Source organism: Streptomyces sp. NBC_00038, from assembly GCF_026343635.1.
In the GTDB taxonomy this organism is placed as follows: Bacteria; Actinomycetota; Actinomycetes; order Streptomycetales; family Streptomycetaceae; genus Streptomyces.
Map to the genome: position 1 here is coordinate 790,654 of NZ_JAPELQ010000002.1, position 24,650 is coordinate 815,303.

Genomic DNA, 24,650 nt, shown 5'->3' on the forward strand with positions numbered 1-24,650 from the left:
TTTCTGCCAGTCTTGAGAACCCGAACACATCATTCAATGCTTATCAGTGCATCAAAAATCAATCATCGGCTTTTGGGATCAGTCATGCGACACCGCTACCCGATCAGGGAAATCGCCCGTCAGGCCGGACTGAGCACGGCCACGGTCGACCGCGTCCTCAATGAGCGGGGCAACGTGACCGACAGCACCATCAAAGAGGTACACGAAGCCATCAACGACCTGGACCGCCAGCAGAGCCAGGTCCGGCTCGGGGGCCGCACCTTCATGATCGACATCGTGATGCAGACCCCGGAGCGGTTCTCCACCGCCGTCCGGGAGGCGCTCGAAGCCGAACTGCCCTCGCTGCATCCCGCTCACGTGCGCTCGCGCTTCCACTTCCGGGAGGTCTGCCCTCCCGAGGAGCTGAGCGGCACCCTGGACAAGATCGCGAAGCGTGGTACGCAGGGCGTGATCCTCAAGGCCCCCGACGAGCCGGAGATCGCCGCCGCGGTGGGCCGGCTGATCGCGGCAGGCGTCCCCGTCGTCACCCTGGTGACCGACCTGCCCCACAGCGCACGCCTGGCATACGTCGGCATCGACAACCGCGCGGCCGGCGCCACCGCCGCCTACCTCCTCGGACAGTGGCTGGGCAAGCGGCCCGGCAATGTGCTCACCACCATCAGCCGGGGCTCCTTCCGGGGCGAGGAGGAACGCGAGATGGGATTCCGCAGCGCGATGCGCCTCGCCGACCCCAGGCGATCCCTGGTGGAGGTCACCGACAGCGACGGCCTGGACGCCACCCAGCGCGATCTCGTCCTGGAGGCCCTCAAGCGGGACGAGGACATCATCGCCGTCTACTCCGCGGGCGGGGGCAACCTCGCCACCCTCGACGCCTTCGACGCGCTCGGGCGGGAGTGCTCGGTGTTCATCGCGCACGACCTCGACCACGACAACACCCGCCTGCTCCGCGAGCGCCGCCTGTCCGCGGTCCTCCACCACGACCTGCGCCAGGACATGCGCCGCGCCTGCCAGATCATCATGCGAGCCCACAAGGCACTCCCCGACGACGGCCCCTCACTGTCCTCGGCGATCCAGGTGGTCACGCCGTTCAACATGCCACCAGGGGCTCCGTCCTCCGTGCCGGTCGTCGACTGAAATCCGCTGCAACCCGTCGCTCGGGCACGTGCGTTCCGCGCGGGCTCCGGGTCCGGCGGGCTACAGAGGGGCGAATGCCGGGACGCCTGCGGACTCGTTCAGCTCCGCCCAGACCGTCTTGCCGTGCCGGGCGTGGCGGGTGCCCCAGCGCTCGGCGAGTTGGGCGACCAGGAGCAGGCCGCGGCCGCCCTCGTCGTAGACGCGGGCGCGGCGCTGGTGCGGGGTGGTGCTGCTGTCGTCGGAGACCTCGCACAGGAGGGTGCGGTCACGGATCAGGCGCAGCCGGATCGGGGGTCGGCCGTAGCGGATGGCGTTGGTGACCAGCTCGCTGACCACCAGCTCGGCGGTGAAGGCCAGGTCCTCAAGTCCCCAGGTGCGCAGCTGCTCGGAAACGCTCGATCGGGCCCGCGGAACTGCGGCCGGGTCGGAGTCCAGGTCCCAGTCGGCGACCTGCAGGTCTCCCAGGGCGCGGGGGCGGGCCAGGAGCAGGGCGACATCGTCGTCCGGGCGACTTGGCAGCAGGGTTTCGAGCACCTTGTCGCAGGACGCCTCCAGAGAAGGGGCGGGCTGGCCGAGGGCCCGGCGGAGCAGGGTGAGGCCCGACTCGACGTCGTGGTCGCGGGCTTCGATCAGACCGTCGGTGTAGAGGGCGAGGAGGCTGCCTTCGGGAAGCTCGACCTCCGCCGCTTCGAACGGCTGACCGCCCAGGCCCAGCGGCGGACCCGGCGGCAGGTCGAGGATGTCGGCGCTGCCGTCCCGGGGCACCAGGACGGGCGGCACGTGGCCTGCGCGTGCGAGGGTGCAGCACCTGCTCACGGGGTCGTAGACCGCGTACAGGCAGGTGGCGCCCAAGTCAGTGGCTTCTGTGACGCTGTCCGGGTCGCTGGACGCTTCGGCGGACAGGCGGATGACGACGTCGTCGAGGTGCGTGAGGAGCTCGTCGGGCGGCAGGTCGATGTCGGCCAGGGTGCGTACGGCCGTCCGCAGCCGGCCCATGGTCGCGGCGGCGTGGATGCCGTGGCCGACGACGTCGCCCACCACGAGGGCGACGCGGGCGCCGGACAGCGGGATGACGTCGTACCAGTCGCCGCCCACCCCGGCCTGGGCGCCGGCGGGCAGGTAGCGGCAGGCGACCTCCACGGCGGACTGCGGTGGCGTACGCGACGGGAGCAGGCTGCGCTGGAGGCTGAGGGCGGTGGTGCGGGCGTGTGTGTAGCGGCGGGCGTTGTCGACGGCTACGGCTGCCCTGGCGGCGATCTCCTGGGCCAGGAGCAGGTCCTCGTCGTCGTAGCGGTCGGGGTTGCGGTGGCGGGAGAACTGGGCGACGCCCAGGGTGCTGCCGCGGGCGCGCAGGGGGACGACCAGCGTCGAGTGGACCGGGGCTGGCTCCGCCGTGCGGCTTCCGTCGGGGTGGTGGCGTGCGGGGCGGCCGGTGGTGAGGGCGCGGTCGGGTGGTGATCCGTCCGGGTAGGTGTGGAGTTGCTGTGGCGTGATCGTCGGTTCCGGGCGGTCGTCCGTCACTGACCGCAGGGCGAGTCTGCGTAGTACGAGCGGTTTCTCCGCCGGGGTTTCGGGTCCATGGAGCGCGGAGTCGAGCAGGTCGACGATTGCGAGGTCGGCGAAGTGCTCGGTGGCCAGGTCCGCCAGTTCCTGGGTGGTGCGGGCGATGTCCAGGGTGGTGCCGATGCGCAGGCCGGCCTCGTTCACCATCGACAGCCGCCACCGCAGCCGACGGTCCCGCTCTTCCTGGTACGCGATGACGCCCTGCTCCGATGCGCGGTCCACGTATCCGGTCGTCGTCGCGACCAGTTTGCGCGTCGCCGCGCTGATCAGCTCGGGGTCACTGGTCAGCCGGGACAGCACTTCGAGCAGCCGGTCGAGAGCGATGCCCTGTGCAAGCCGGTAGCCCCGCAGCATCACCGTGACGGGTATGCCGTGGCGGGCCAGCCGACGGGCGCGCTCGACATCGGCGGCGGGCGGATCGATCCGGCTCGGCTCGACGCCGTGCTCGAGGCCGGTCAGCGCGCCGAGGATGTGCTCGGCGATGTTCTCGGACGTCAGGCGGGCCATTCCCGGGTCGTCCCACAGTTCCGGGACTTCGCTCCGCAGGCACCTCTCCACGTCGGCGATCAGCCTGTCCGCGCTCCGGCTGAGCTCATGATGCGCGGCACGGGCGATGAGGCTGTCCGCGGTGACGTCCACAGTGTCGACGCTACGCCGTACGGGCGCGTCCGCATCGTCGGCGGCGGACCGGGTGCGCCCGTGCTGCGGGCCGACGCCCGCCGTCCGGCCTCGACAGTGCGAGGTCGGACAGAGGTCTCAGAGGTGCTGACCGGTTCACTGGACCGAGTCGACGTACTCCTCGTCCCGGCCCGCGTCGGCCGCCCCGGCTCCCCCTCGCGGTTCTCGCCGGACGCCCTGCGGCCGGGCAGGACCAACAGGACGACCACGGTTCCGGCGGCCATGATGATGCCGCCGATGAGGCTGGTGTGGGCGATGGCGTGGGCGAAGGACTCGTGGACCGCGTCGACCAGGATCTGGGCCTGCTGGGGGCCGCCGTCGGGGTTCTTCGCGACCTGCCCGGCGACGGCGAGGCCGCCACCCACCGAGTCCTTGGCGGTGTCCATCGCGGCGCCACACACAGCTCACCCGGGCCCGCATCCTGGAAGCGGCACGGCAGGAACTCGGCCGTGATCCCGACAGCAGCCTCGGGGACATCGCCGAGGCCGCGGGCGTCGTGCGCCGCACCGTCTACGACCACTTCGCCGGTCGGTCCGCGCTGATCGAAGGCCTTGTCGCGGAGGCCGCAGAGGCGCTGCGACACGCGTTGGCCGCCATGCCGAACCCCGCCCCTGACGCCGTCACCGCGATGACACGCTTCGTCGCGGCCCTGTGGCCCGTCGGCGACCGGTATCGCACACTGCTGAGACTCTCGCCCCAGGACCTGGGGGCGGAACGGGTGGACGAAGTCCTCGCCCCCGCCCGCGACATGGCGGCGTCGATCATCGCCCAGGGCCAGCAGCAGGGTGTCTTCCGGACCAACGTTCCGCCCGAGCCGAAGGGCTTCTGCTGGCACTCCTGGAGTGCGTGAACGCCGGCACCTGGAGCGACGACGGCACGTGCGCCGCGACCGCCGCCCTGATCGCGGTGGGGACGGACGCCGACCTCGCCCTCGCGCGGCTCCGCAAGCCCAGCCGCCCTGAGCACATCGCCTAGAAACCCCGTCCAAGTCCGGCTCCGGCAGCTCGTGCCCACGACCGGAGATCACTTCCCGAACCTCCCGACCCTCCCCGACTTCCTGAGAGGAAAGCCATGTACCAGTCCCGGCATGACGAGGAGCCTGTGGGCGAGCCGTTCTACGGAGACGGCGCCCTGTATGTGAGCTCCCCGGCCCCGGCGAGGCGGCTCAGGATCCTCGCCGCCGCGTCTCTGGCAGCGTTGCTGGTCGGGGCTGTCGTCGTCGACCGGGTTGCCGCGGCCCGTGCCGAGAGCCGTACGGCCGAGGCGTTCCAGGAGGGCATGGGTACGCCGGAGCGGCCTTCGGTGCACGTCAGCGGCTTCCCCGTACTGACGCAACTGGCCCGGGGCAGCCTGCGGCACGTCGACATCACCGCCCATGACATACCGGCCCGCGGAACGACGCGTCTCCTGCCGGTGACGCAACTGACAGTCGGCATCGACGGTTTGAAGACCTCGGAGAGCGCCGACGAAGCCCATGCGCGCAGTGTCGAGGCGACCGCCTTCCTGTCGTACGAGGACGTCTCGGAGGCCCTCGGCCTGGACGTCTCACAGGGCGACGAGCCGGGCCGGGTCGACGCGACGGTCGGCCTGCCGCTCGCCGGTGACGTGACCGTGAGCGCGGGCGTCTCGGTGGCCGACGGCAACCGCATCGCCTTCTCGGACTTCCGCATCGCCGAGGGCGAGCCGATCCCTCCCGTGAAGGCGCTGCTCGACAAGACCCTGGAAGAGCCCGTCCCCCTCCGGAGCATCCCCGAGGGCCTACACCTGCGGTCGGTCACCACCACGGAGAAGGGGATCAGCACCCGCTTCACCGGCAAGTCGGTCACCTTCCGCCCGAGTTCGACGTCCGCGTGATCCCTCCGCGGGTGTCCGGCACGGCTGCGGGCAGGCGGCCATGGAACACGCCTGCACGCTGGCCCCGCTCGATCCTCGAAGTCCCCGTCAGGCGGCTCCTCCAGGGCGCTCCGGCGGAGCAGGCCGTCAACCCTGCCGTGGTGGACGCCCCCGACCTCATCGACTACCACGCCCGCTTGGCGCCGACCGCCGCGGGCGGAGGAACACCGCGGCATGAGGCCGGCACAGATCACCGGACGAAGGCGCCTGTACGACGGCTCAGTCGTCGGCCGCGGCCACTGTCGGTGCGACAGCCTCGGCCACGGCCTGCGCCCGTTCCTGGGGCACCCCGGCCGCGATGAGGGTGGAGATGGTGACCTGGAGCCCGTCGTCCGCCAGCGCGCCGGTGTTGACCGACTCCAGGAACGCGACCGACATCGCTTCCAGCCCGGCGCTCAGCACGGCGGCCGGCAGATGCGTGTGGAAGACGCCGTCCCGCTGTCCTCGTTCCAGAATGGCCGTGACCTTCTCGCGGGCCGGCGCGAGCACCTCGGTCACGCGTTCCGCGCCCAGGTCGCGCTGGGCCAGCGCCAGGAGCAGGCGGTAGCGGTCCCCCACGGGCCACATCGAGAGCAAGAGGTGGGCGAGCGCCCGATCGGCAGGCTCCGATTCCGCGAGCTGCGCACGTTCCAGCGCGCTCCGAAGGGCCTCGGAGGCTTCCTCGGCGAGCGCCTCCAGCAACGCCGCTCGTCCCGGAAAGTGACCGAAGAGAGTACGTCGTACGACGCCTGCGGCCTGTGCGAGTTCCTCCAGCGTGACGTCCGGGTTCCGCCCGAGTTCCCGGCGGGCCGTGGCCAGGATGCGCTCGCGGTTGGCCCGCGAATTGCGTCGCAACGGCTCGCGGACAACGGGCTTGGCGGCCACGGAAACCTCGATGGATCAGTGCGGGGAGCGGAGGACGGGGCTGGACGAAGAGCGCGTCCATTCTCGCACGGAGAGTATGTGTCCGATTTGGTCAGTCGCTCGGCTGTCAGAGGGTGAGCAGTTCCTCGTGGAAACCGCCGAACCCCCGCTCGCGATCGACCAGATGAATCTCCAGGATCCAGTGGCAGCGGTGCCCGGCCTTGTCGGTGCGGCGCAGCGGGGTGTCGTTGGCCGGGGTGATGTACGACTCGGTGTCCGCGCCGTCGATCCATTCGTGCGGGAACTCGCCGACCAGATGGCCGGCGTGCCAGCCGCCCAGCTCCCAACCCGCCTTGTCGGCCAGGCGGGAGACCTCGGTGTGCAGGCGTTCGCCTGTGATGTCCGGGGCGTTCTCGAAGAAGCGCTTGCCTGCCGCGAACACCTCGGGGAGGTCGTCGCGCAGCCGGTGCTTGACCGGGTCGTCGCCCAGGACGAAGGTCCGGCCGAAGTCGGCCTCGTACTCCTCGAAGATCGGCCCGAAGTCGGCGAACACGATGTCGTCAGCGCCGATCACCCGGTCCGGCGCATTCTCCCTGTACGGCATCAGCGTGTTCGGCCCCGAACGCACGATCCGCTTGTGCCAGTGCCGAGTCGTGCCGAACAACTCGTTCGCCAGGTCCCGGATCCGGTCACTGACCGCCCGCTCCCCCTCGCCGGGCGCCACCATCCCGCGCACCTCGATCTCCGTGAAGAGCCGTGCGGCCTTGGCCTGGGCATCCAACAAGCGCGCGGCTCGCGTGGGTTCGTCATCCGCCATGGGCCGAAGCTAGCCAGCCGTATCGCTCCCGGCAACGGAATTCCTGACGGCTCAGTCGCGCAGGAACCGGGCCTCACGCCCGTCGAGAGCGGCGAGTACCTCGGCGCAGACGGCAAGCGCCGTCTCGGCCGGTGTGCGGGCGCCCAGGTCGAGGCCGATCGGGCCGTGAATGCGCGCGATGTGTGCCTCGTCGAGGCCGGCCTCGGCAAGGGCTTGGGCGCGACGGGCCTGGGTGCGCCGTGAACCGAGCGCGCCGACATAGGCGATGCCGGTGGTCAGCGCGGTGTGCAGAGCCGGGATGTCGACGTCCGGTTCATGACTGAGGACGATCAGGCAGGCGGCGGCCGGACGGTCGGCGATCAGCTTGACGGCGTCCTGGGCGGCGAGCGCCACGGTGGCCTGCCAGCCCAGCAGATGGGCCTGCGCGACGAGGAGCTCGGCGAGTTCGCCCCCTCCGGCGATGACCAGTTGGGGTACGGCCGGGAAGGACTCGATGAGGACGAGTCCGTCGTCCGTGACGCGGGTGTCGCGGCCCGCCCGGCGGCGGGCGAGCAGATCCCGGGCACGTTCGACGGCCTGGACGGGCCCCTCCGCGCCGACGCCGCCCGACTGCTCCGGTGTCGCTACGGTGCTGACCGCCTGCGTCCGGTCCTCGTCCAGCCGGGTGATCAATGCCGCGTCGGCCCCCTCGCCCAGCAGGGCCCACCAACGGGCGGGAATGGTGTCGAGCCGTTGCAGCAGGACCTCGGCCTGCCCTCCGCAGGTCAGACCCGCCTGCTTCACCTCGTCGTTGTGGACGGACACCTCGCAGACGCGCGCCGTGCGCTCCGCCGCGGTCAGAGCAGCGGCTTCCACCGCGAGGTGCTCGTCGAACACCCCGCGGTACAGGGTGCCGTGGCAGCGCCCGTCCTCGTCGATCAGAACCGCGTCGGTGGGATGCCGGGGACCGAAGCCCTGCTCGGTGACGGGGCGGGCGAGTACACCCGTACGGCCCTGGGCCGCCCACTGCCGTGCCGTGTCCGCCAGTTCGCGCATGAGCGCGGCCCTCCTCATTCCGAGCGTCGGCGCCGGGAACCTGCCTGGTCGGCGGACGGCACCGTGACCGGAATTCTAGTGAGAAGCGGCCCCTGGAGTTCAGGAGCGGGCGGCGGAGAACCGTCGTAGCCCACCACCTCGCCGAACCCGCATGCGGAACTTGGGCACAGTGGAGGGTTCTACCGGGTGTGCCCAACGCCCTCGCGGTAGAGGACAAGGTGTTCGTGGAAGAGGACGCCGTCGCGGACGTCGCCGGTGGCGGTGAAGCCGGTGTCGTCGGCGTAGTCGATGTGGTTGCCGGTGACGGTGTAGCTGCCGGTGTAGGCGCTGCGGCGGTTGCCGCGGGCCTCGTCGTAGCGGCCGTTGGGCAGCAGTTCCTGGCGGATGAATCCGTCGGCGGTCACCCACATTCCGACGTACGAGTGCGGGTCACGGGGCGTGTCGTTGCTGGTCATGGCTCTACGATCGGCCCGGCGGCCGGGAGTAACCAGGCCGCCGTCTCCCCAGGTGAGAGCATCCTGGGTTCCGCGCACCCAGCATCGTGAGGGATGGCACCCTTTACCGAGAGATGAAGCAGTCCTGCATCAAATGAGGTAATACTGCTCCAGAGGGCGAGGTGATGTGCCGGTGCGCACGGACATGGATGCGGTGCTGGAGCGGGCGATCAGGGTGATCGCGCAGGACCGGGGTGCATCGATGGGAGACATCGCCGCCCGGGTGGGGGTGTCGCGGGCGACGCTGACGCGACTGTTCTCGACCCGCGAGGGGATGATCGACACGATGGGCCGCAGGATCCTCGCCCACTGCGAGGAGGTCCTCGACGAGGCCCGCCTGGACGAGGCGCCGGTCGATGAGGCCCTGGCCGTGCTGGTGCGGAACTACGACGTGCTCGCCCAGCTGTGGAACGTCGTCTACGTGGAAGCGGATGTGCTCGGCGTCCCCGAGCTGAGTGATGCCGCGGACGTGGTCGTGGAACGGATCACCGCCTTCGTCGTCCGAGGTCAGGGCGACGGCCTGTTCCGCACGGACATGCCCGCGACCTGGCTCGCCTCCACCCTGTGCTCCCTGGCCGAGTGCGCGTGGGAACTCGTCGGCGAGGGCGACATGGGTGAGCGCCAGGCCCCGGACTACCTCACCAAGCTGCTCCTCGACGGCGCACGCCCCTGACCGCCTGCCGGGCGGCCTGTCGACGTACTTCATCACCCATGGGCAACCCCGGCCAGGGCATGCCGATGTTCGGCGCAGGTTGGGGCTGGCGGGGTTCGGGACCCGAGACGGAACCACAGGGCCGCCAGGCGTCGCCAAGGTGTTGAACCGGGCCCTAAACAGCCCTAGCGGTCTTCGTCGAAACCGAGGCCGGGGCGTCGGCAGGGCACTGGCGCCTACCCGTGAAACGCTCGCGAAGATGCATACATGCCTCTACTGAGGCAGAATTGCGTCATAGGTGTCGTGGTGCGAACGGGCGCGGACGAGGTCGAGTGAGCGGCAGGTCCGCGGCTTCATCGCCACGATGCCGCTGCATGGCACGGTGCCTGCCCCGGCTGTGCGCCTTTCCATCGAGCGAAAGAGCGACCATGACGAAGCGTGTATTTGAAGGCTTGAGCCGTCGCGGCCTTCTGGCAGCGGCGGCGGGATCCGTGGTGTCGCTGGCGGGCTGCGCCGGCACTGAACCCCGGAGCCGAGCCGGCGGGCGCGGTGTCCCCGATCCGGTGTCGTTCCTGCGCACCTCGTGGTCCACCGATCCCTTGGCGCTGTGCTCGTACTCCTTCCTCGCGCCGAGCCCGCTGGGCGTCGACGTCCGTACCCGGCTGGCCTCATCGGTCGGCGGGCGACTGCACTTCGCGGGCGAGGCGACGTCCAGCGAGGCTCCGGCCACCACCACGGGCGCCCTGATCAGCGGGCGCCGCGCGGCGCGAGACATCCTCAAAACCGCCCGCCCGGGCCATTCGGTCACCGTCGTCGGAGCCGGGTTCGCGGGACTGGGGTGCGCTCGCGCGCTGACGGACGCCGGGGTGCGGGTGACGGTGCTGGAGGGGCGTGACCGGACCGGCGGGCGCGCGTGGACCAAGCAGATCGCGGGCGTGCCCGCGGAGATGGGCGCGTCGTGGATCCACGACTGGCGCGGCGGCAATCCGGTCGGCCGGCTCCTCAAGCAGAGCGGCGGGCGATCCTCGACCTTCGACTACGAGAGTGTCGACGGAGAGGACAAGGCCGCGATGGCGGAGCTGCAGCCGTACACCCGCAAGGTGAACGATGCCGCCGACCCCGACACCACGGCGATCGGTGACCTCCTGCCCGACAAGCCGTCGGCCGCGCTGCGGTGGGCGGCCAACGAGACTTACACCCAGGAGTACGCCGCCGAACCGGACCAGATCGCGGTCAGCGCATTGGAGGAGGGCACCGGCGGCAGTGGAGGCGACGTCCTGCTCCCCGACGGCTACGACAAACTGATCGCCGAAGTCCAGGGCGACATCAAGGTGCGTACCGGTGCCACGGTCACAGGCGTCCGCCACGACAGCACCGGGACCACCCTCACCCTGGACGGCGGCGAGGAGATCGAAGCCGACCACACCGTGATCACGGTGCCCATCGGCGTACTCAAAGCCGGCCGTATCGCCTTCGACCCGCCCCTGCCCGACGAGAAGCAGCAGGCCATCGATGCATTGGGGGCCGGGCTCCTGGACAAGCTCTGGCTGGAGTTCGACGAGGTCTTCTGGGACCGCGACGCCAGCGTCATCGAATGGTTCGACCACGACGACCCCGGCCTGTGGGCCTATTGGATCAACGGCCACAAGGCCTTCGGCAAGCCCGTCCTGCTCGGCTTCAACGCCGGCGCCTACGCCCACCGCCTCGCCGAGCACACCGACCAACAGGTCGTCACCAGCGCGCTGACCGCACTGCGGGGCATGTACCCCTGACCCGGTGTGCGTCATGCCACCAGCAGGCCAAGAACCTACTGACCGCCGTTCCCCGTTCTGAGGCAGAGTCTGGCTTGCCGACAGCTGCTTCCAAGACCCGTCGCTACAGCGCTCCAACGGTGTCCTCGACGGGACACCAACCCCGACCTGGCCGACGACAGCGCCGCACGAGCCGACAGGCCGACTGACCGAGAACCGACCGTCACCCCGGCCGCCCCGGAGCCGTGGTCGAACTGCGCACCACCAGCCGGGACCCGACCCGGATGAGCCGACCGGCACCCTCCGGGCCGCCGGGTCCGCCGTTGTCGGGTCGGCCGTCGATGCGGCGCAGCAGTTGCTCCGCGGCGAGCTCGCCGAGATCGCGGGCGCCGTTGTCGACGACGGTGATCGGCGGGTGCCAGTACGAGAACCAGGGGGCCTCCTCGTGGCACACGAGGGAGAGCTGCTCCGGCACCCGCACCCCGAGCTGGACCAACGCCCCGAGCGTCCCGAACGTCGCCTCGTGGTTGGCGCTGTACAGCGCGGTCGGCGGACGCTCCGCGGCCATCACCCGCCGGGCCGCCTCCGCACCGAACGCCATGGTGTACGGCCCCCGCGCGCACAGGTCGGGATCCGGTTCGAGCCCGGCGGCACCGAGGGCGGCGGCGAACCCGGCGTACCGGTCGCGTCCGGAGTCGATGTGCGCGGGCCCGCCGATGAAGGCGATGCGCCGGTGGCCGAGCCCGAGCAGATGCCGGACGGCCAGCTCGGCGCCCTCCCGGTCGGCAGCCATCACGGAGTCGCCGGGCACGTCCTCGGGTGTGCGCATCAGGTTGACCACCGGGATGCCGGCCGCGCCGACCTGCCGGACCATCTCGGTGTTGTCCCCGGTGCCCACGATGATCAGCCCGTCGACCCGGTGGTCGAGCAGCATGTCCAGGTAGCGGGCCTCGCGGGCCGGATCCGCGTCCGTGACGCACAGCAGCACCTGGTAGCCGCGCTCGTCCAGGCGCTGCTGGAGCACCTCGGTGATGACGTGGAACGAGGCGTTCACCAGGTTGGTTATCACCAGCCCGATCAGGTTGCTGCGCCGCGTGCGCAGCCCGCTGGCGATCCGGTTCGGCCGGTAGCCGAGCCGCTCCGCCGCGGACTGCACCGCCCGCTTCGTCCGGTCACTGACCCGGCTCGATCCACTGAGCACCCGCGAGGCCGTGCTCTTGGAGACCCCTGCGGCCTCGGCCACCTCGTCCAAGGTGACTGCCACCCGCCCACCCCCGATCCGATCTGATCCGATCATGAAATCGATCCCATACAACCCTGCTCACACGCGGAGTCGAGATCGCCATGATGGCAGATCCGGTGAAGTCAGTGGCGTAAACAATGCGTTTCACAAGCAGTTTCCAGCCAGAACGGCATTGACCCCCGCCCCGACCCGCTGCCACCGTGCTGTGCAATCGATCCCACACGGAGCACAGCATGACCTCTTCGAGTGCCGTCCCCTGGCGAGGCTACTGGCCCGCCGCCCCCACCCCCTTCGCCGCCGACGGCTCCCTCGACGAGGACGCCTGGCGCGCACTGCTCGGGCTGTACGCCGAGCACGGCGTCCACGGGGTCCTGGTGAATGGCACGACCGGCGAGTGGTTCACCCAGACCCCCGAGGAGCGCCGCCGGGTCGCCGAGATCGCGGTCGCCGAACTCTCCGGGCAGATACCGGTGGTGATCGGCTGCGGCGCGTACACGGCCGCCGAGTCCGCGCGCTACGGCGAGCACGCCCGCTCGATCGGCGCGGACGGCATCCTCACCACCCCGCCGCCCTACGTCCATCCCAGCCAGGACGAGATCCACTCCTTCTACGCCACCCTCGCCGGGGCGGTCGACCTGCCGCTCATGGTCTACAACTGGCCGCGCGGCACCGCCGTCGACATCAGCGTCGACACCCTGGCCAGGCTGGCCGAACTGGACACCGTGGTGGCCGTCAAGGACAGCTCCGGCGACGAGTTGAAGGTCGCGGACACCTGCGCCGCCCTGTCCGGCAAGGTCCAGGTCTTCGGCCGCTTCATCCACCGCCGCGGCATGGCCGTAATGGCCGAGTTCGGCGGCGCCGGAAACATCGACGGCGGCGGCCTCGGCGCCCCCTTCGCCGTCCCCTTCTACGAGGCCTACTGGGCAGGCGACTTGCCGCTCGCCCGGGAATGGTCCGCACGTTACGAACGGCTTGTGAACCTGCTCGTCAACGACGACTACAGCTCACGGTTCGCCTCACCCACCTCGCAGCTCAAAGCCGCCATGCGGCTGCTCGGGCAGCCCGGAGGGCATGTACGCCCCCCGCTGCTCCCCCTGGAGGACCCGTCCGCGCTGCTCGGCCTGTCCGAGGCGCTCGACGAGGCCGGGCTGCACCCCTGTTCCACCAGCACCGGAAAAAGGTGAACCGACCGTGCGCAGACTTCTCATCGCGGCCTCCTCCGCCGCCGCCCTGCTCCTGACCGTGACGGCCTGCGGCAGCGAGGACTCCTCGTCGTCCGCCGCCGCGGCCCCGACCGGCTGCACGCCCAAGGTGGCCAAGTCGGACCTGGTCAAGGCGGGCACGCTGACGATCTCGACCAACGCGACCCTGCCGCCCATGCAATACCTGGACGCCTCCAACAAGATCGTCGGCATGCGGGTGGACCTCGGCAACGAGATAGCCAAACTCCTCTGTCTCACCCCGAAGTTCGTCAACATCCCCTTCGACGCGCAGATCCCCGGCGTGCAGTCGGGCCGCTGGGACATGATCGACACCGGCATGTTCTACACACCGGAGCGCGCCGAGACCATCAAGCTCGTCCCGTACGAGATCCAGGGCGTCTCCGTATCCGTCGCCAAGGGCAACCCGAAGAAGATCACCTCCGAGGACGACCTGTCCGGCAAGACCATCGCCGTGGAGGCCCCGGGCTACGAGTTCGACACCCTCACCGCGCTCAACAAGGAACTGAAGGCCGCCGGGAAGTCGCAGATCACCATCCGCTCCTTCACCACCACCGCCGACGCCTACCAGGCGCTGTCCGCGGGCCAGGTCGAGGGCGTGGCCATCGTCGAGTCGGTGACGAGCTACTACCAGAAGGACGGCCGCTTCGAGACGGCCGTCGCGGGCATGAACCCCGCCCCTCTCGCCCTGGGCTTCGGCAAGGACAAGCCCGCCGAGGCGGTGGCGGAGGCGCTCAACACCCTTCGGGACAACGGCTACTTGGCGAAGTTGTTCAAGGAGTACGGCGTCACGTCCTACACCGGCGACCTCAAGGTGACCACCGGCGCGATCAGCGCGAAGTAGCGATCGAAGGGCGAGAGCCATGTGGTCCTGGGATGCCTTCTTCTCCTTCCTGACCAATCCCCAGCTCATTCAGGGAGCTTGGACGACGATCTGGCTGACCACGGTCAGCATGGTGCTCGCCCTTCCGCTCGCCGTGCTCGTGGCGCTCGGCAGAGCGTCCCGCATCGCACCGGTCCGGGCGGTCACCGGCTTCTACGTGTGGCTGATGCGCGGCACCCCGCTGCTGGTCCAACTGGTCATCATCTACACGGGGTTGCCCCAGCTGGGCCTGCGCCTCGGCGTGATCAGCGCGGCCCTGACCGGCCTGGTCCTCAACGAGGCGGCGTACCTCTCGGAGATCGTCCGCGCCGGGGTCATGTCGGTCCCGCGCGGCCAGTCCGAGGCCGCCCGCGCGCTGGGCATGCCGCCCTGGAAGGTGTTCCGGGTGGTGGTCATGCCGCAGGCGCTGCGGGTGATGGTCCCGCCGCTCGGCAACAGCTTCAACGGCCTGCTCAAGACGACCACGCTCGTCTCGGTGATCTCCGTCGAAGAGCTGCTGCGCCGCACCCAGTTCGCCGTCCAGACCAACTTCCGCGTCCTGGAGGGCCTCACCGCGGCGGCCCTGTACTACCTGGCGATGACCACCCTGTGGGGCCTGGTCCAGCGCTGGCTGGAGGCCCGGGTGGGCCGCGGTCACGAGAACAGGCCGACCAGTGGCCGCCGCATGAAGAGCGCGGTCCTCGAATTGGAGACCCGATGAGCACCGAGACGGTCGTCGAAGCGCGCCAGGTCCGCAAGTCGTACGGCGACGTCGAGGTCCTCAAGGGCATCGACCTGACCGTCCGGCGCGGTGAAGTCGCCCTCGTCCTGGGCCCGTCGGGCGGCGGCAAGAGTACGTTCCTGCGCACCCTGAACCACCTGGAGAACCCCGACTCGGGCACCGTCACCATCTGCGGCGAGCGGATCGGCTACGGCGAGAAGGGCGCCCTGCGGGAACGGCGGATCGCCGTCCAACGGCGGCGTACCGGCATGGTGTTCCAGCAGTTCAACCTGTTCCCGAACATGACCGCCCTGGACAACGTGGCGTCCGGTCCGGTGCATGTGAACGGCGTCTCCAAGGCCGAAGCCCGCGGTGCGGCAAGGGAGTTGCTGGCGATGGTCGGCCTGGCCGACAAGACCGGCTCCTACCCCGCCCAGCTCTCCGGCGGCCAGCAGCAGCGGGTGGCCATCGCCCGTGCCCTGGCGATGCGCCCGGAGCTGCTGCTCTTCGACGAGCCCACCTCGGCGCTCGACCCGGAGATGGTCGGAGAGGTCCTCGACGTCATGGTCCGGCTCCGCGAGGAGGGCATGACCATGATCGTCGTCAGCCATGAGATGGGCTTCGCCCGTGCGGCGGCCGACCGGGTCGTGTTCATCAGCGACGGGCAGGTCGTGGAGGACAAGGCCCCTGATCTCTTCTTCTCCGCCCCGGAGCACGAGCGCACCCGCCAGTTCCTGGACCGGATCCTTTGAACCCCCCGCCCCTCTTGAGCCCTGTGAGCACCACCATGAGCACACGCCCCCTGCCGGAGACCGTCACCGTCACCATCGACGGCACCCCCAGCCAGGCCTGGGCGGGCCAGTCCGTGACCGCCGCCCTGGTCACGGCCGGCATCTGGCCCCTGCGCCGCAACGCGGTCAACGGCCAGTTGCGCGGCCCGTTCTGCGGGATGGGCGTCTGCATGGAGTGCGAGGTGACCATCAACGGCCGCCCGGATTCCCGTAGTTGCACCGCGCACGTCACCGACGGCATGGACATCCGGACGGCGGCACATGGCTGATGTCATCGAGGAGTCGCAGGCGGACGTGGCGGTGGTCGGCGGCGGCCCCGCCGGACTGCACGCGGCGCTGGTGCTGGCCCGGGGCGGCCTGAACGTCGTCCTGCTCGACGAGTCCGACACCCTCGGCGGTCAGTACTACAAGCGCCGGCCCGCCCAACTCGCCGCTTCCTTCGGCGACTTCCGCCCGCGCGGCACCGAACTGATCCGCGAGGTACGGGAGGCGGGCGTGGACTGCCGCACCGGCACCCTGGTCTGGGGCGCCGAGGACGACGGCCGCACCCTCTTCACCTCCGACGTCCGCACGGGCGCCCTCGGTCGCGTCAACACCCGGGCCACACTGGCCGCCACGGGCGCGTACGAACGCTCCCTGCCCTTTCCCGGCTGGACACTGCCGGGCGTGGTCACCCCCGGGTTCGCCCTGCACCTGGCCACTATGGACCGGGTTCCCGTGGGCAGCCGGGTCGTGCTGGCCGGGACCGGCCCGTTCCTGCTCCCGGTCGCGTGCGCGCTCCTTGAGGTGGGCGCCGGGATCGAGGCGCTGGTCGAGCTGAACCACCCCTACCGGCCCGGGGTTTCCTCGATCGGCGGCGCACTGCGGCAGCCCGCCCGACTCGCGGAGGCGGCCCGCTACCTGCTGACCCTCGCCCGGCACGGCGTGCGCGTCGAACAGGGCGCCCGCGTGGTGGCCGCGCACGGCGACACCCAGGTCACCGCGGTGGACATAGCGGGCGCGGACGGTGGCGTCCGCCGGGTGGAGACCGACGCGCTGTGCGTGGGCTTCGGCTTCCGCCCCAGCACCGAACTGCCCCGGCTGCTGGGCTGCCGTACCGAGCCGGACCCGACGGGCACGGAGCAACTCCCGGTGGTGGACGCGGACGGCGCGACCTCGGTGGACGGGCTGTACGTCGCCGGGGACTGCGCCGGTATCGCGGGCGTGCACGCGGCGGGCGTACGAGGAGAGCTCGCCGCCCACGCGATCCTGCGCCGCCTGGCACCCGAGCGCGCGCCCGTGCAGGTGCCCGACCTCCGCCGCAGGGCCCGCGCCCTGGACCGTTTCGCGGCACTGGCCGACCGCCTCTACCCGATGCCAGCCACGGCCGACATCCCCGACACCACCCAGGTCTGCCGCTGCGAGGGCGTCACCGCCGGAGAGATCCGTGCGGCCGTCGACACCGGCTGGAACGACCTGCACGGCACCAAGGCCGCCACCCGCGCCGGCATGGGCCCCTGCCAGGGGCGCGAATGCGGCCACATCGTCGCGGCGCTGACCGCGCGGGGCTCCGGGCCGGGACGGGCGGCGGAGTGCTTCGCGGCCCGTATGCCACTGCGGCCGCTGCCAATGGCCACGATGGTCGAGGCAGTCGAGGCGCAGGAGGTGGCGGACCGGTGACCCAGCCCGACGTCATCGTCATAGGCGCCGGCATCCTCGGCGCCAGTGCCGCCTTCCATCTCGCCGAACGCGGTTACCGCGTCGTCGTGTTGGAGCGCGGCGCCCCCAACAGGGAAGGCTCCGGCACCACCGCGGGCAACCTCCACATCCAGGCCATCCACACCCGCCGCCCCGGTCAGGAGGTCCCGGTCGACAGTGCCCGCCTGCTGCCGCTGCAGCGCCGGGCGTCGGACCACTGGGCGCAGATCGAGGAACGACTCGACGCGGACGTGGAGTTGCGGCGCGGCGGCGGCTTCATGGTCGCCGAAACCGCCGTACAGGAAGAGGAGTTGAGGGAGAAGCACGAGTGGGAGCGCCGGGCGGGCATCCCCACCGAGGTACTCACCGGCGACGAGGCCCGCAAACAGCTGCCGTTGCTCTCCGACCGTGTACGCGCCGCCAGTTGGTGCTCGCTCGACGGTTACGCCAACCCGCTGCTGATCACCCCCGCCTATCTGGCCGCGGCCCGCCGCCTCGGCGCCGAACTGCACACCTTCACCCCGGTGACCGGCATCGAGCGGATCGGCGACGACTACAAGGTGCTCTCGGGCGACCGGAGTTGGACGGCACCCGTGGTCGTCAACGTGGCCGGACCGTGGATCACCGAGATCTCCGCACTCGCGGGGGTGGGGATACAGATGTCCCCGGTCGCGATCCAGATGCATGTGACCGTGCGGGTCCCGCCGGTCATGCACCACCTGGTCCAGCACATCGGCGAGGGCATGTCGGTCAAGCAGGTCAGCGCGGGCAATCTGCTGATCGGCGGCGGCTGGCCCGCGGCGAGGCTCGACATGGAAGGCCGCAGCACCGTCAGCGTGCCCAGCATGACCGGCAACCTCGCCCAGGCCGGGCGCATCCTGCCGTTCCTCGGCGACCTGCGGCTGCTGCGCATGTGGGCGGGACCGCTGGCCGCGACCCCCGACGAGATGCCGGTGGTCGGCGAAGTCCCCGGCCACCCGGGCTTCTTCGTCGCGGGCGGCACCTACGCCTTCACCCTCGCCCCGGTGTGGGGCGACACGCTGGCCCGCCAGATCGCCGGGGAGCCCTCGGCCGACCCGGTGGACGACCTGGGCCCCGGGCGCCTGCTGCACAAGGTCACCATCCCCACTCCCCGAAAGGCCACCGCACCATGACCACTCTGAGGATGTTCGTCAACGGCCAGGCGATGTCCGGAGGCACCCTCAACCACGCACTGCGCGAGGCCCGCCTCCTCGGCCCCACCCGCACGGCACCCGCGTACCGATTCTTCTCCGTACGCGACGAGTTCCCCGGTCTGCACCCGGTCGCGGAGGGCGGCGCCGCGATCAACGGCGAGGTGTACGAGGTCAGTTACGAGGTACTGCGCGAGCAACTGCTGCCCGAGGAACCCGCGGAACTCGAACTGGGTGTGATCGCCCTGGCGGACGGCTCGGGCTCCTTCTCGATGCGCATGCGCGCCTCCGCGCTGACGGCACCCGGCGTCGTGGACATCACCGCCCACGGCGGCTGGCACGCCTACCTCGCCACCCTCTGACAACTCGTCCTCGCTGGAGGTCTGCCATGTCCCACCCCTCATCGATCGAACCCGTCGACCTCGTCGTCCGAGGCGGCACCGTGGTCAACGCCGACTGGCAGGGCGCCGCGGACGTCCTGGTGGGCGGCGGCAAGGTGCTCGGGGTGGTGGAGCCGGGCGCGTACCGCACCGCACAGGCCCCCGGCATCACCGAGATAGACGCCTCCGGACGCCTCGTGCTGCCCGGCGGCGTGGACCCGCACTGCCATGTCGGCTTCACCTCGGGGGACTTCACCTCCCTCGACGACTACCGCCAGGCCACCACCGCGGCCGTGTTCGGCGGTACGACCACGATCGTGGACTTCGCCATCCCGCGACCCGGCGAGAACCCGGCCGATGTCGCGGCGGCCCAACGCGCCAAGGCGGCACAGGGCTTGTGCGACAGCGCACTGCACGCGTGCGTGGTCGAGTGGGACGACTCCGTGCCGGAACAGCTGCGGTCGCTGGCCTCCGACGGCATCGTCACGGTGAAGATGTTCACCACGTATCGCGGCGAGACCATGGCCGACGAGAAGACCATCCTCAACGTGATGACCACGCTGCGTGACCTCGGTGGCATGGTGGTCATCCACTGCGAGGCCGACCACATCATCGCGGACACGCAGGAGCGCGGCGAGGCGGCCGGGTCGATCAGCGCGTCCCATCACGCCGGTACGCGACCGGAGTTGGCCGAGAATGCCTCGGTCGCCGAGATCCTCGCCATCGCGGAGTCGGTGTCGGCCCCGGTGTACTTCGTCCACCAGTCGACACCCGAGGCAGTCGACCTGGTGGCTCGTGCCCGCGGCCGGGGAGTGCGGGCGTTCACGGAGACGGTTGCCCACCACCTGGTTCTGGACGACACGGCGTACGCGGGTCCGCACCCCGAACGCTTCGTGTGCTGCCCGCCGTTGCGGGACGCAGGCACGGTCGCCGGACTGCGCTCACGGCTGCTCATGGGCCAGGTCGCGACGATCGGCAGCGACCACTGCTGCTACGACACGGCGCAGAAGGAGTCGGTGAGCCACGACGTACGGGCGATGCCGAACGGTCTGCCGGGAGTGGAGACCCGCATGCCGGTGATCTTCAGCGAGCTGGTGGTCAAGGGCGGCCTGCCCATGGGCCGCTTCGTCGAATTGATGTGCGCCAACCCGGCCAGGCTCAACGGCCTGTACCCCCGCAAGGGAGTCATCGCGCCCGGCTCGGACGCGGACCTGGCGATCTGGGTCCCCACGGCCACCCGGACCGTCCGCAGCACCGGTCTGCACATGGCCACGGACTACACGCCGTACGAGGGCATGCCGGTCACCGGCTGGCCGCAGACCGTCGTGGTGGGCGGTCGTCCCGTCATTGAGGCGGGCCGGCTGACGGACACCGCGCCCCGGGGCCGTCACCTGCGCTCAGGCCCACTGAGCCGGTCCCTGGTCTGCTGATCCCGCAGCTCTCCTTGCCGCGACCATTACCTTGCGCTCGGTCCGGGGGCCGTCGCCGCCGGGAGACGGGAGGGCAAGACCCCCGGGCCGATCACGGAGTGCTGCGCTCAAAACCCTGCCACCCACCGAAACCGGAAAGGTCCGCAAGTCCGTGTTGCGCGAACGCGCGGTGACGACCCGTACCTGGGACCGCGTCGGTGGTCGCTCCGTATGCCCCGGGGAGCGACCACCGACGGCCCGCAACTCGCAGTCAAGACGCTTCGGAGATCACGCCCTGACGCTCCTTCAGCCAGGCCACGCTTTCCGCCACCAGGTCGAAGATGTCCGCCCCTTCGGCGATCCCGTCCGCCTCGATTATGTGCGCGCGGATCGAGTCCCGGCCGGCGTCGAGCGCGTCCGCCAGGGCCACCGAGCCCTGCCCGGCCGCGACCTGCGGTTCGCCGCGTACCGCCGGGCCGTCCTTCACATGGACCAGCTCGACCCGCTCGCCGAGCCTGGCGACCACCTCGGCGGGCACCTGGCCCGCGGTCTGGGCCCAGTAGAGGTCGACCTCGGCGACGACCGCCGGGTCGAGGGCGTCCCACAGCACGTCGTAGCCGTATCGGCCGTCGTCGAGCGGGGTCCACTCCCAGTAGTGATTGTGGTAGCCGACCCGCAGGCCGTGGGCGGCAGCCGCCTTGGCCAGGGCGTTGAGCCGGTCGGCGTAGCGGCGCACCCCGTCGGCCGAGACCAGGGCGTCGCGAGTGAATCCGGGGAGCGCTTCGGGGGTGGAGGCGATGGCGATGGGCGCGCCCGCCTCGGCCATCTCCTCGAAGAACCAGCCGGGATCCTCCGCGTCGGGCAGGCGGGCGTGGGTCGAGGAGACCGTGAGGCCGGCGGCGTCGATGTCGTCCTTGAGCGAGCGCGCCTCTGCCAAGCGCGCGGCACGGTTCAGGTCGCTGCGGCCCAGGCGGAAGGGCTCCACCGAGGTCACCCCGAGGCCGGCGATCCTGGCGAGCGTGGCGGGACGGTCCGCCAGGACGTCCATCAAGGTATAGAGCTGCAAGCCTATGGTCGGCATTCCAAGTTCCAATCTGTCGGGGACACTTGGTCACTTCACGGCGCCGGCGGTGAATCCGGTGATGAGGAAGCGCTGGAGAAGCAGGAATCCGGCGACGACCGGGACGGACACGACCAGCGAAGCGGCCATGACCTGGTTCCAGTAGACGTTCGCCTCGGTGGAGTAGGCCTGTAGGCCCACGGCCAGGGTGCGGGTCTGTTCGGTGGTGAGGACCGAGGCGAAGAGCACTTCGCCCCAGGCGGTCATGAAGGCGTAGATGCACACGGCGACGATTCCCGGCGTCGCGGCGGGCACGATGATCTGCAGCAGGGTGCGCAGCGGCCCGGCGCCGTCCATCTTCGCCGCCTCGTCGAGGTCGCGCGGAACGGTGTCGAAGTAACCGACCAGCATCCACACCGCGAACGGCAGGGAGAAGGTCAGGTACGTGACGATGAGCCCGGTACGGGTGCCCACGAGGTTGGTGCCGAGGTTCTGGTCGGCGTAGACGAACAGCAGGTACAGCGGCAGCAGGAAGAGGATCCCGGGGAACATCTGGGTGGCGAGCACCGCTGACTTGAAGCTTCCGCTGCCGGGGAACTTCCAGCGGCTCAGCGCGTAGGAGGCGAAGATCGCCACCAGTACCGACAGCACCGTGGCGGACACGGCCACGATCGTCGAGTTGACGAAGTACTGGGCGAGCGGCACGGTGCGCCAGATGTCGATGAAGGACTGGATCGTCGGCGACGACGGGATCCAGGTGAACTCGCCCTGCACGTCGGGGAGCGTCTTCAGCGACGAGGCCAGCATGACGTACAGCGGGGCTATGACGAACACCGACAGCAGCGTCAGGGTGACGTACCGGAATAGCCGGTAGCCCGGGGTGTCATGATTCATGGCCGGTCCTCCGGGTGAAGGCGAGATAGCAGGCGCTGACCAGCGTCAGGAACAGCAGGAGCAGCACGCTCATGGCCGATCCGAGGCCGAAGTTCCAGGTGGCGAACGAGCTCTGGTAGATGTGCACCGAGATCAGGTCCCCCGCGGGCGGGGCCGAGCCGCCGAACAGGATGTACGGGGTGCTGAAGTCGTTGAAGGTGTGCAGGAACATCACGAGGACCAGCACCTTGTTGACCGACGAGAGCAACGGCAGGGTGATCATCTGCAGTTGCCGCCACGGCCCTGCTCCGTCGATGCTCGACGCCTCGTAGACCTCGCCCGGAATCGCCTGCATGCCGGCCATGAGGATCAGAAAGGCGAAGGGCCACATCCGCCAGATCCCGACGACGCACTCGGCCCAGAAGGCGTTCTGGCCTATCAGCCAGAACGGGTTGTCGTCGATCAACCCGAGCTGGCCCAGCAGGTGGTTGAGCATGCCGTTGTCGCGCTGGAAGATGAAACGCCAGGTGATGACCGCGGCGTACGCGGGCAGCGCGTAGGGCACGAGGAACAGCGTCCGCAGCAGACCCCGGCCACGGAAGCCGCGTTGCAGCGCGAGCGCCGCCGCCATGCCGACGATCCAGGCCCCGGTCAGGACGACGGCCGTGAAGCCGAGGGTGACCAGGAACGACTGGGCCAGAGCCTTGCCGGTGGGGCCGTCGAAGTCCAGGGCGATCCTGAAGTTCCCGAGGCCGGTGAAGGGCGCCTCCCACCAGTGGCTGATCTGATACTGCGTCACACGCAGGCCGCTCATCGCCATGCCGAGCACGATGGGCACGAAGTGGATGAGCAGTTCTAGGGCCAGGGCGGGGAGCAGGAAGGCGTACGGGATCCAGCGGCGCCCGCGCGCCCGGGAGCGGCCGCCTGGGGACTGCTTCGGTATGTCCGGTGTCCCGGGACTCTCGCGTGTCCCGGAAGGACTGATGACTGCCATCGTCCCGCTCCTAGCTGCCCGCTTCGAGCTTCTGGTTCGCCGCGGCCATCTCGCTCTTGATCTCGGCCTTGCCGGGCTGCTTTCCGGTCGCGGTCTGTGCGGCGAAGGAGCTCATCGCCTGGCCGACCAGGGTCTCGAACTGCGCTTCCTCGGCGATCTGCGGAAGCGGTACGGACCGGGAGGTGAGGGTTTCGCGGGCCACGGCCAACGTCGGGGTGTCGAACGCCGGGTCCTTGGCGTCCGTGACCGAGGGCAGCGTCCCGTAGACCTTGTTGAGGATCACCTGCTCCTTGGCGCTGGTCAGGAACTTCACGAACTGGGTGGCCCCGTCGAGGTTCCCGGTGTTCTTGAAGATCGCCACGTTGATCCCGCCGACGAACGAACCGATGTCCTTGGCGCCCGCGGCCGGCGAGTCCTGGGCCGGCACCGGGACGACTCCGTAGTCGCCCGTCGTCATCTTGTACTGGCCCAGAGTCAGGCCGGTCGACGACTGGGCGAGGATCATCCCGGCCTTGCCGGAGGCGAAGTTCTTCAGGAGAGCGACTTTGTCGGTGGTCTCGGCGTCGGACGGGTTGACGATGCCGTCCTTGCCGATCCAGGACAGCCACTGGTCGATTCCGTCGACCATGCCCGCGTCGTCGAACTTCGGGGTGTGGCCGTCGAAGACCTTGGCTCCGTGCTGGGTGCCGAGAATGAACGCGAAGTGCGCGGCGAACGAGGACGATGCGCCCTGCAGGCCAAGGCCCCACTGGTCGGTCTTGCCGTCGCTGTCGGTGTCCTTGGTGAGCTTGCGCGCGTCGGAGACGAACTCGCTCCAGGTCTTCGGCGGCGAGCTGATGTTCGCCGCCTTGAACAGCTTCTTGTTGTAGAAGAGCTCGTACGCACTGGTGTAGAGCGGCAGACTCGCCGGGTCCTGGCCGGTGGCGCCGGTGGACTTCAACGCCGTTGGCAGGAACCGGGATTCGCCGCCGACCTTGGCCATCAGCTCCTTGTCCCAGCCGACGAAGGCGCCGGTCGCCTGGAGTGACGCGGACCAGGTATTGCCGATGTTCAGTACGTCAGGGCCCTTGCCGCTGGTCGTCGCCGCGAGGATGCGATTGAGCAGGTCCGCCGAGGGGATAACCTCCAACTTGACCTTTACACCGGTCTGTTGAGTGAACTTGTCGATCTCCGGCTGGAGGATCTTCTTGTCCGCGTCGAGGCTGGTGCTCTGGTTGGTCGCCCAGTAGGTGATGGTCTTGTCACCGGAGGCGGAGCCTGAGCCGCCGCCGCACGCTGTGACACCTGCGCCTGCCAGCATCGCGGCAGCCGCGAGCGCGACTGCACGGGTTCTGCGCTGCATGGGGATTCCTTTCACGTCACGCACGATTGGTTCAGAGGGTTTTGCG

General features: G+C 70.0%; 25 protein-coding genes and 1 pseudogene. 15 read left to right on the forward strand and 11 right to left on the reverse strand.

The genetic code is table 11. From position 1 onward, the window contains the following. Nucleotides 1-84: 84 nt before the first annotated feature. The gene (locus OG219_RS46690; RefSeq protein WP_266837665.1) at nt 85-1,134 is read left to right on the forward strand and encodes a LacI family DNA-binding transcriptional regulator; all 1,050 of its coding nucleotides are present in this window, start codon (nt 85-87) and stop codon (nt 1,132-1,134) included. Nucleotides 1,135-1,194: 60 nt separating this feature from the next. Here the strand turns inward: OG219_RS46690 and OG219_RS46695 are convergent, their stop codons facing one another. Together OG219_RS46695 and OG219_RS46700 are read right to left on the reverse strand one after the other, a co-directional pair. Then, a complete protein-coding gene (locus OG219_RS46695) occupies nt 1,195-3,336 on the reverse strand; it encodes a SpoIIE family protein phosphatase (protein ID WP_266837667.1) in 2,142 nt (713 codons plus the stop codon). Between the two features lie 212 nt (nt 3,337-3,548). Further along, a pseudogene (locus OG219_RS46700) lies at nt 3,549-3,764 on the reverse strand (MFS transporter); the annotation flags it as partial. Between the two features lie 107 nt (nt 3,765-3,871). Between OG219_RS46700 and OG219_RS46705 the strand changes: the two are divergent. The 3 genes from OG219_RS46705 (at nt 3,872) to OG219_RS46715 (ending at nt 5,229) form a co-directional block, all read left to right on the forward strand. Next, a complete protein-coding gene (locus tag OG219_RS46705) occupies nt 3,872-4,225 on the forward strand; it encodes a TetR/AcrR family transcriptional regulator (protein WP_266837669.1) in 354 nt (117 codons plus the stop codon). Further along, nucleotides 4,222-4,350 (forward strand): hypothetical protein, encoded by a 129-nt coding sequence (locus tag OG219_RS46710; RefSeq protein ID WP_266837671.1) that lies wholly within the window; start codon nt 4,222-4,224, stop codon nt 4,348-4,350. Before OG219_RS46705 ends, OG219_RS46710 begins: the two co-directional genes overlap by 4 nt. Before the next feature lie 96 nt (nt 4,351-4,446). After that, the gene (locus OG219_RS46715; protein ID WP_266837673.1) at nt 4,447-5,229 is read left to right on the forward strand and encodes a DUF2993 domain-containing protein; all 783 of its coding nucleotides are present in this window, start codon (nt 4,447-4,449) and stop codon (nt 5,227-5,229) included. A gap of 258 nt (nt 5,230-5,487) precedes the next feature. On the opposite strand, the gene OG219_RS46720 is transcribed toward OG219_RS46715, so the two are convergent. From OG219_RS46720 to OG219_RS46735, 4 genes are all read right to left on the reverse strand, one after another. Beyond that, the gene (locus OG219_RS46720; protein ID WP_266837675.1) at nt 5,488-6,132 is read right to left on the reverse strand and encodes a TetR/AcrR family transcriptional regulator; all 645 of its coding nucleotides are present in this window, start codon (nt 6,130-6,132) and stop codon (nt 5,488-5,490) included. A 106-nt stretch (nt 6,133-6,238) separates the two neighbouring features. Then, nucleotides 6,239-6,928: a M24 family metallopeptidase gene (locus OG219_RS46725; protein ID WP_266837677.1), complete on the reverse strand. Its 690-nt coding sequence runs from the start codon at nt 6,926-6,928 to the stop codon at nt 6,239-6,241. Between the two features lie 51 nt (nt 6,929-6,979). After that, nucleotides 6,980-7,963, reverse strand: coding sequence for an XdhC family protein (locus OG219_RS46730; RefSeq protein WP_266837679.1), 984 nt, complete (start codon nt 7,961-7,963; stop codon nt 6,980-6,982). Between the two features lie 179 nt (nt 7,964-8,142). Further along, nucleotides 8,143-8,418 (reverse strand): Atu4866 domain-containing protein, encoded by a 276-nt coding sequence (locus tag OG219_RS46735; protein WP_266837681.1) that lies wholly within the window; start codon nt 8,416-8,418, stop codon nt 8,143-8,145. A gap of 172 nt (nt 8,419-8,590) precedes the next feature. On the opposite strand from OG219_RS46735, the gene OG219_RS46740 reads away from it, so the two are divergent. Next, entirely contained in the window at nt 8,591-9,130 is a 540-nt protein-coding gene (locus tag OG219_RS46740; RefSeq protein WP_266837683.1) for a TetR/AcrR family transcriptional regulator, read from the forward strand. 407 nt (nt 9,131-9,537) lie between these two features. Further along, nucleotides 9,538-10,881 carry an FAD-dependent oxidoreductase gene (locus OG219_RS46745; protein WP_266837685.1) on the forward strand — a complete coding sequence of 448 codons (1,344 nt, stop codon included), beginning with the start codon at nt 9,538-9,540 and terminating at the stop codon, nt 10,879-10,881. A gap of 202 nt (nt 10,882-11,083) precedes the next feature. Here OG219_RS46745 and OG219_RS46750 read toward each other — a convergent pair whose 3' ends face one another. Beyond that, nucleotides 11,084-12,124, reverse strand: a complete 1,041-nt coding sequence (locus OG219_RS46750; RefSeq protein WP_266837687.1) for a LacI family DNA-binding transcriptional regulator — start codon at nt 12,122-12,124, stop codon at nt 11,084-11,086. A 212-nt stretch (nt 12,125-12,336) separates the two neighbouring features. Here OG219_RS46750 and OG219_RS46755 point away from each other — a divergent pair, with 212 nt between their 5' ends. The 9 genes from OG219_RS46755 to hydA are packed head-to-tail and all read left to right on the forward strand — an operon-like array spanning nt 12,337 to nt 20,356. After that, a complete protein-coding gene (locus tag OG219_RS46755; RefSeq protein ID WP_266837689.1) occupies nt 12,337-13,287 on the forward strand; it encodes a dihydrodipicolinate synthase family protein in 951 nt (316 codons plus the stop codon). Nucleotides 13,288-13,294: 7 nt separating this feature from the next. Continuing rightward, entirely contained in the window at nt 13,295-14,167 is an 873-nt protein-coding gene (locus OG219_RS46760) for an ABC transporter substrate-binding protein (RefSeq protein WP_266837691.1), read from the forward strand. 19 nt (nt 14,168-14,186) lie between these two features. Beyond that, nucleotides 14,187-14,906: an amino acid ABC transporter permease gene (locus tag OG219_RS46765; RefSeq protein ID WP_266837693.1), complete on the forward strand. Its 720-nt coding sequence runs from the start codon at nt 14,187-14,189 to the stop codon at nt 14,904-14,906. Then, complete coding sequence (locus tag OG219_RS46770) at nt 14,903-15,658, forward strand: amino acid ABC transporter ATP-binding protein (RefSeq protein ID WP_266837695.1); 756 nt, start codon at nt 14,903-14,905, stop codon at nt 15,656-15,658. Before OG219_RS46765 ends, OG219_RS46770 begins: the two co-directional genes overlap by 4 nt. 35 nt (nt 15,659-15,693) lie before the next feature. After that, nucleotides 15,694-15,966 (forward strand): (2Fe-2S)-binding protein, encoded by a 273-nt coding sequence (locus tag OG219_RS46775; protein ID WP_266837697.1) that lies wholly within the window; start codon nt 15,694-15,696, stop codon nt 15,964-15,966. Continuing rightward, the gene (locus OG219_RS46780) at nt 15,959-17,356 is read left to right on the forward strand and encodes an FAD-dependent oxidoreductase (protein WP_266837699.1); all 1,398 of its coding nucleotides are present in this window, start codon (nt 15,959-15,961) and stop codon (nt 17,354-17,356) included. Before OG219_RS46775 ends, OG219_RS46780 begins: the two co-directional genes overlap by 8 nt. Further along, nucleotides 17,353-18,528: an FAD-binding oxidoreductase gene (locus OG219_RS46785; protein ID WP_266837701.1), complete on the forward strand. Its 1,176-nt coding sequence runs from the start codon at nt 17,353-17,355 to the stop codon at nt 18,526-18,528. The genes OG219_RS46780 and OG219_RS46785 overlap by 4 nt, the downstream gene beginning before the upstream one ends. Further along, a complete protein-coding gene (locus tag OG219_RS46790; RefSeq protein ID WP_266837703.1) occupies nt 18,525-18,908 on the forward strand; it encodes a gamma-glutamylcyclotransferase in 384 nt (127 codons plus the stop codon). The genes OG219_RS46785 and OG219_RS46790 overlap by 4 nt, the downstream gene beginning before the upstream one ends. Nucleotides 18,909-18,934: 26 nt before the next feature. Continuing rightward, nucleotides 18,935-20,356 (forward strand): dihydropyrimidinase, encoded by a 1,422-nt coding sequence (hydA, locus tag OG219_RS46795; RefSeq protein WP_266837705.1) that lies wholly within the window; start codon nt 18,935-18,937, stop codon nt 20,354-20,356. 250 nt (nt 20,357-20,606) lie between these two features. Here hydA and OG219_RS46800 read toward each other — a convergent pair whose 3' ends face one another. From OG219_RS46800 to OG219_RS46815, 4 genes are read right to left on the reverse strand one after another with little or no spacing between them, the layout of a single operon-like run. After that, nucleotides 20,607-21,416 (reverse strand): sugar phosphate isomerase/epimerase, encoded by an 810-nt coding sequence (locus OG219_RS46800; RefSeq protein ID WP_266837707.1) that lies wholly within the window; start codon nt 21,414-21,416, stop codon nt 20,607-20,609. 30 nt (nt 21,417-21,446) lie between these two features. After that, nucleotides 21,447-22,289, reverse strand: coding sequence for a carbohydrate ABC transporter permease (locus OG219_RS46805; protein WP_266837709.1), 843 nt, complete (start codon nt 22,287-22,289; stop codon nt 21,447-21,449). Next, nucleotides 22,279-23,262 (reverse strand): carbohydrate ABC transporter permease, encoded by a 984-nt coding sequence (locus OG219_RS46810; protein WP_266837711.1) that lies wholly within the window; start codon nt 23,260-23,262, stop codon nt 22,279-22,281. Before OG219_RS46810 ends, OG219_RS46805 begins: the two co-directional genes overlap by 11 nt. 10 nt (nt 23,263-23,272) lie before the next feature. Continuing rightward, nucleotides 23,273-24,604, reverse strand: coding sequence for a sugar ABC transporter substrate-binding protein (locus OG219_RS46815; RefSeq protein ID WP_266837713.1), 1,332 nt, complete (start codon nt 24,602-24,604; stop codon nt 23,273-23,275). Between the last annotated feature and the right edge of the window lie 46 nt (nt 24,605-24,650).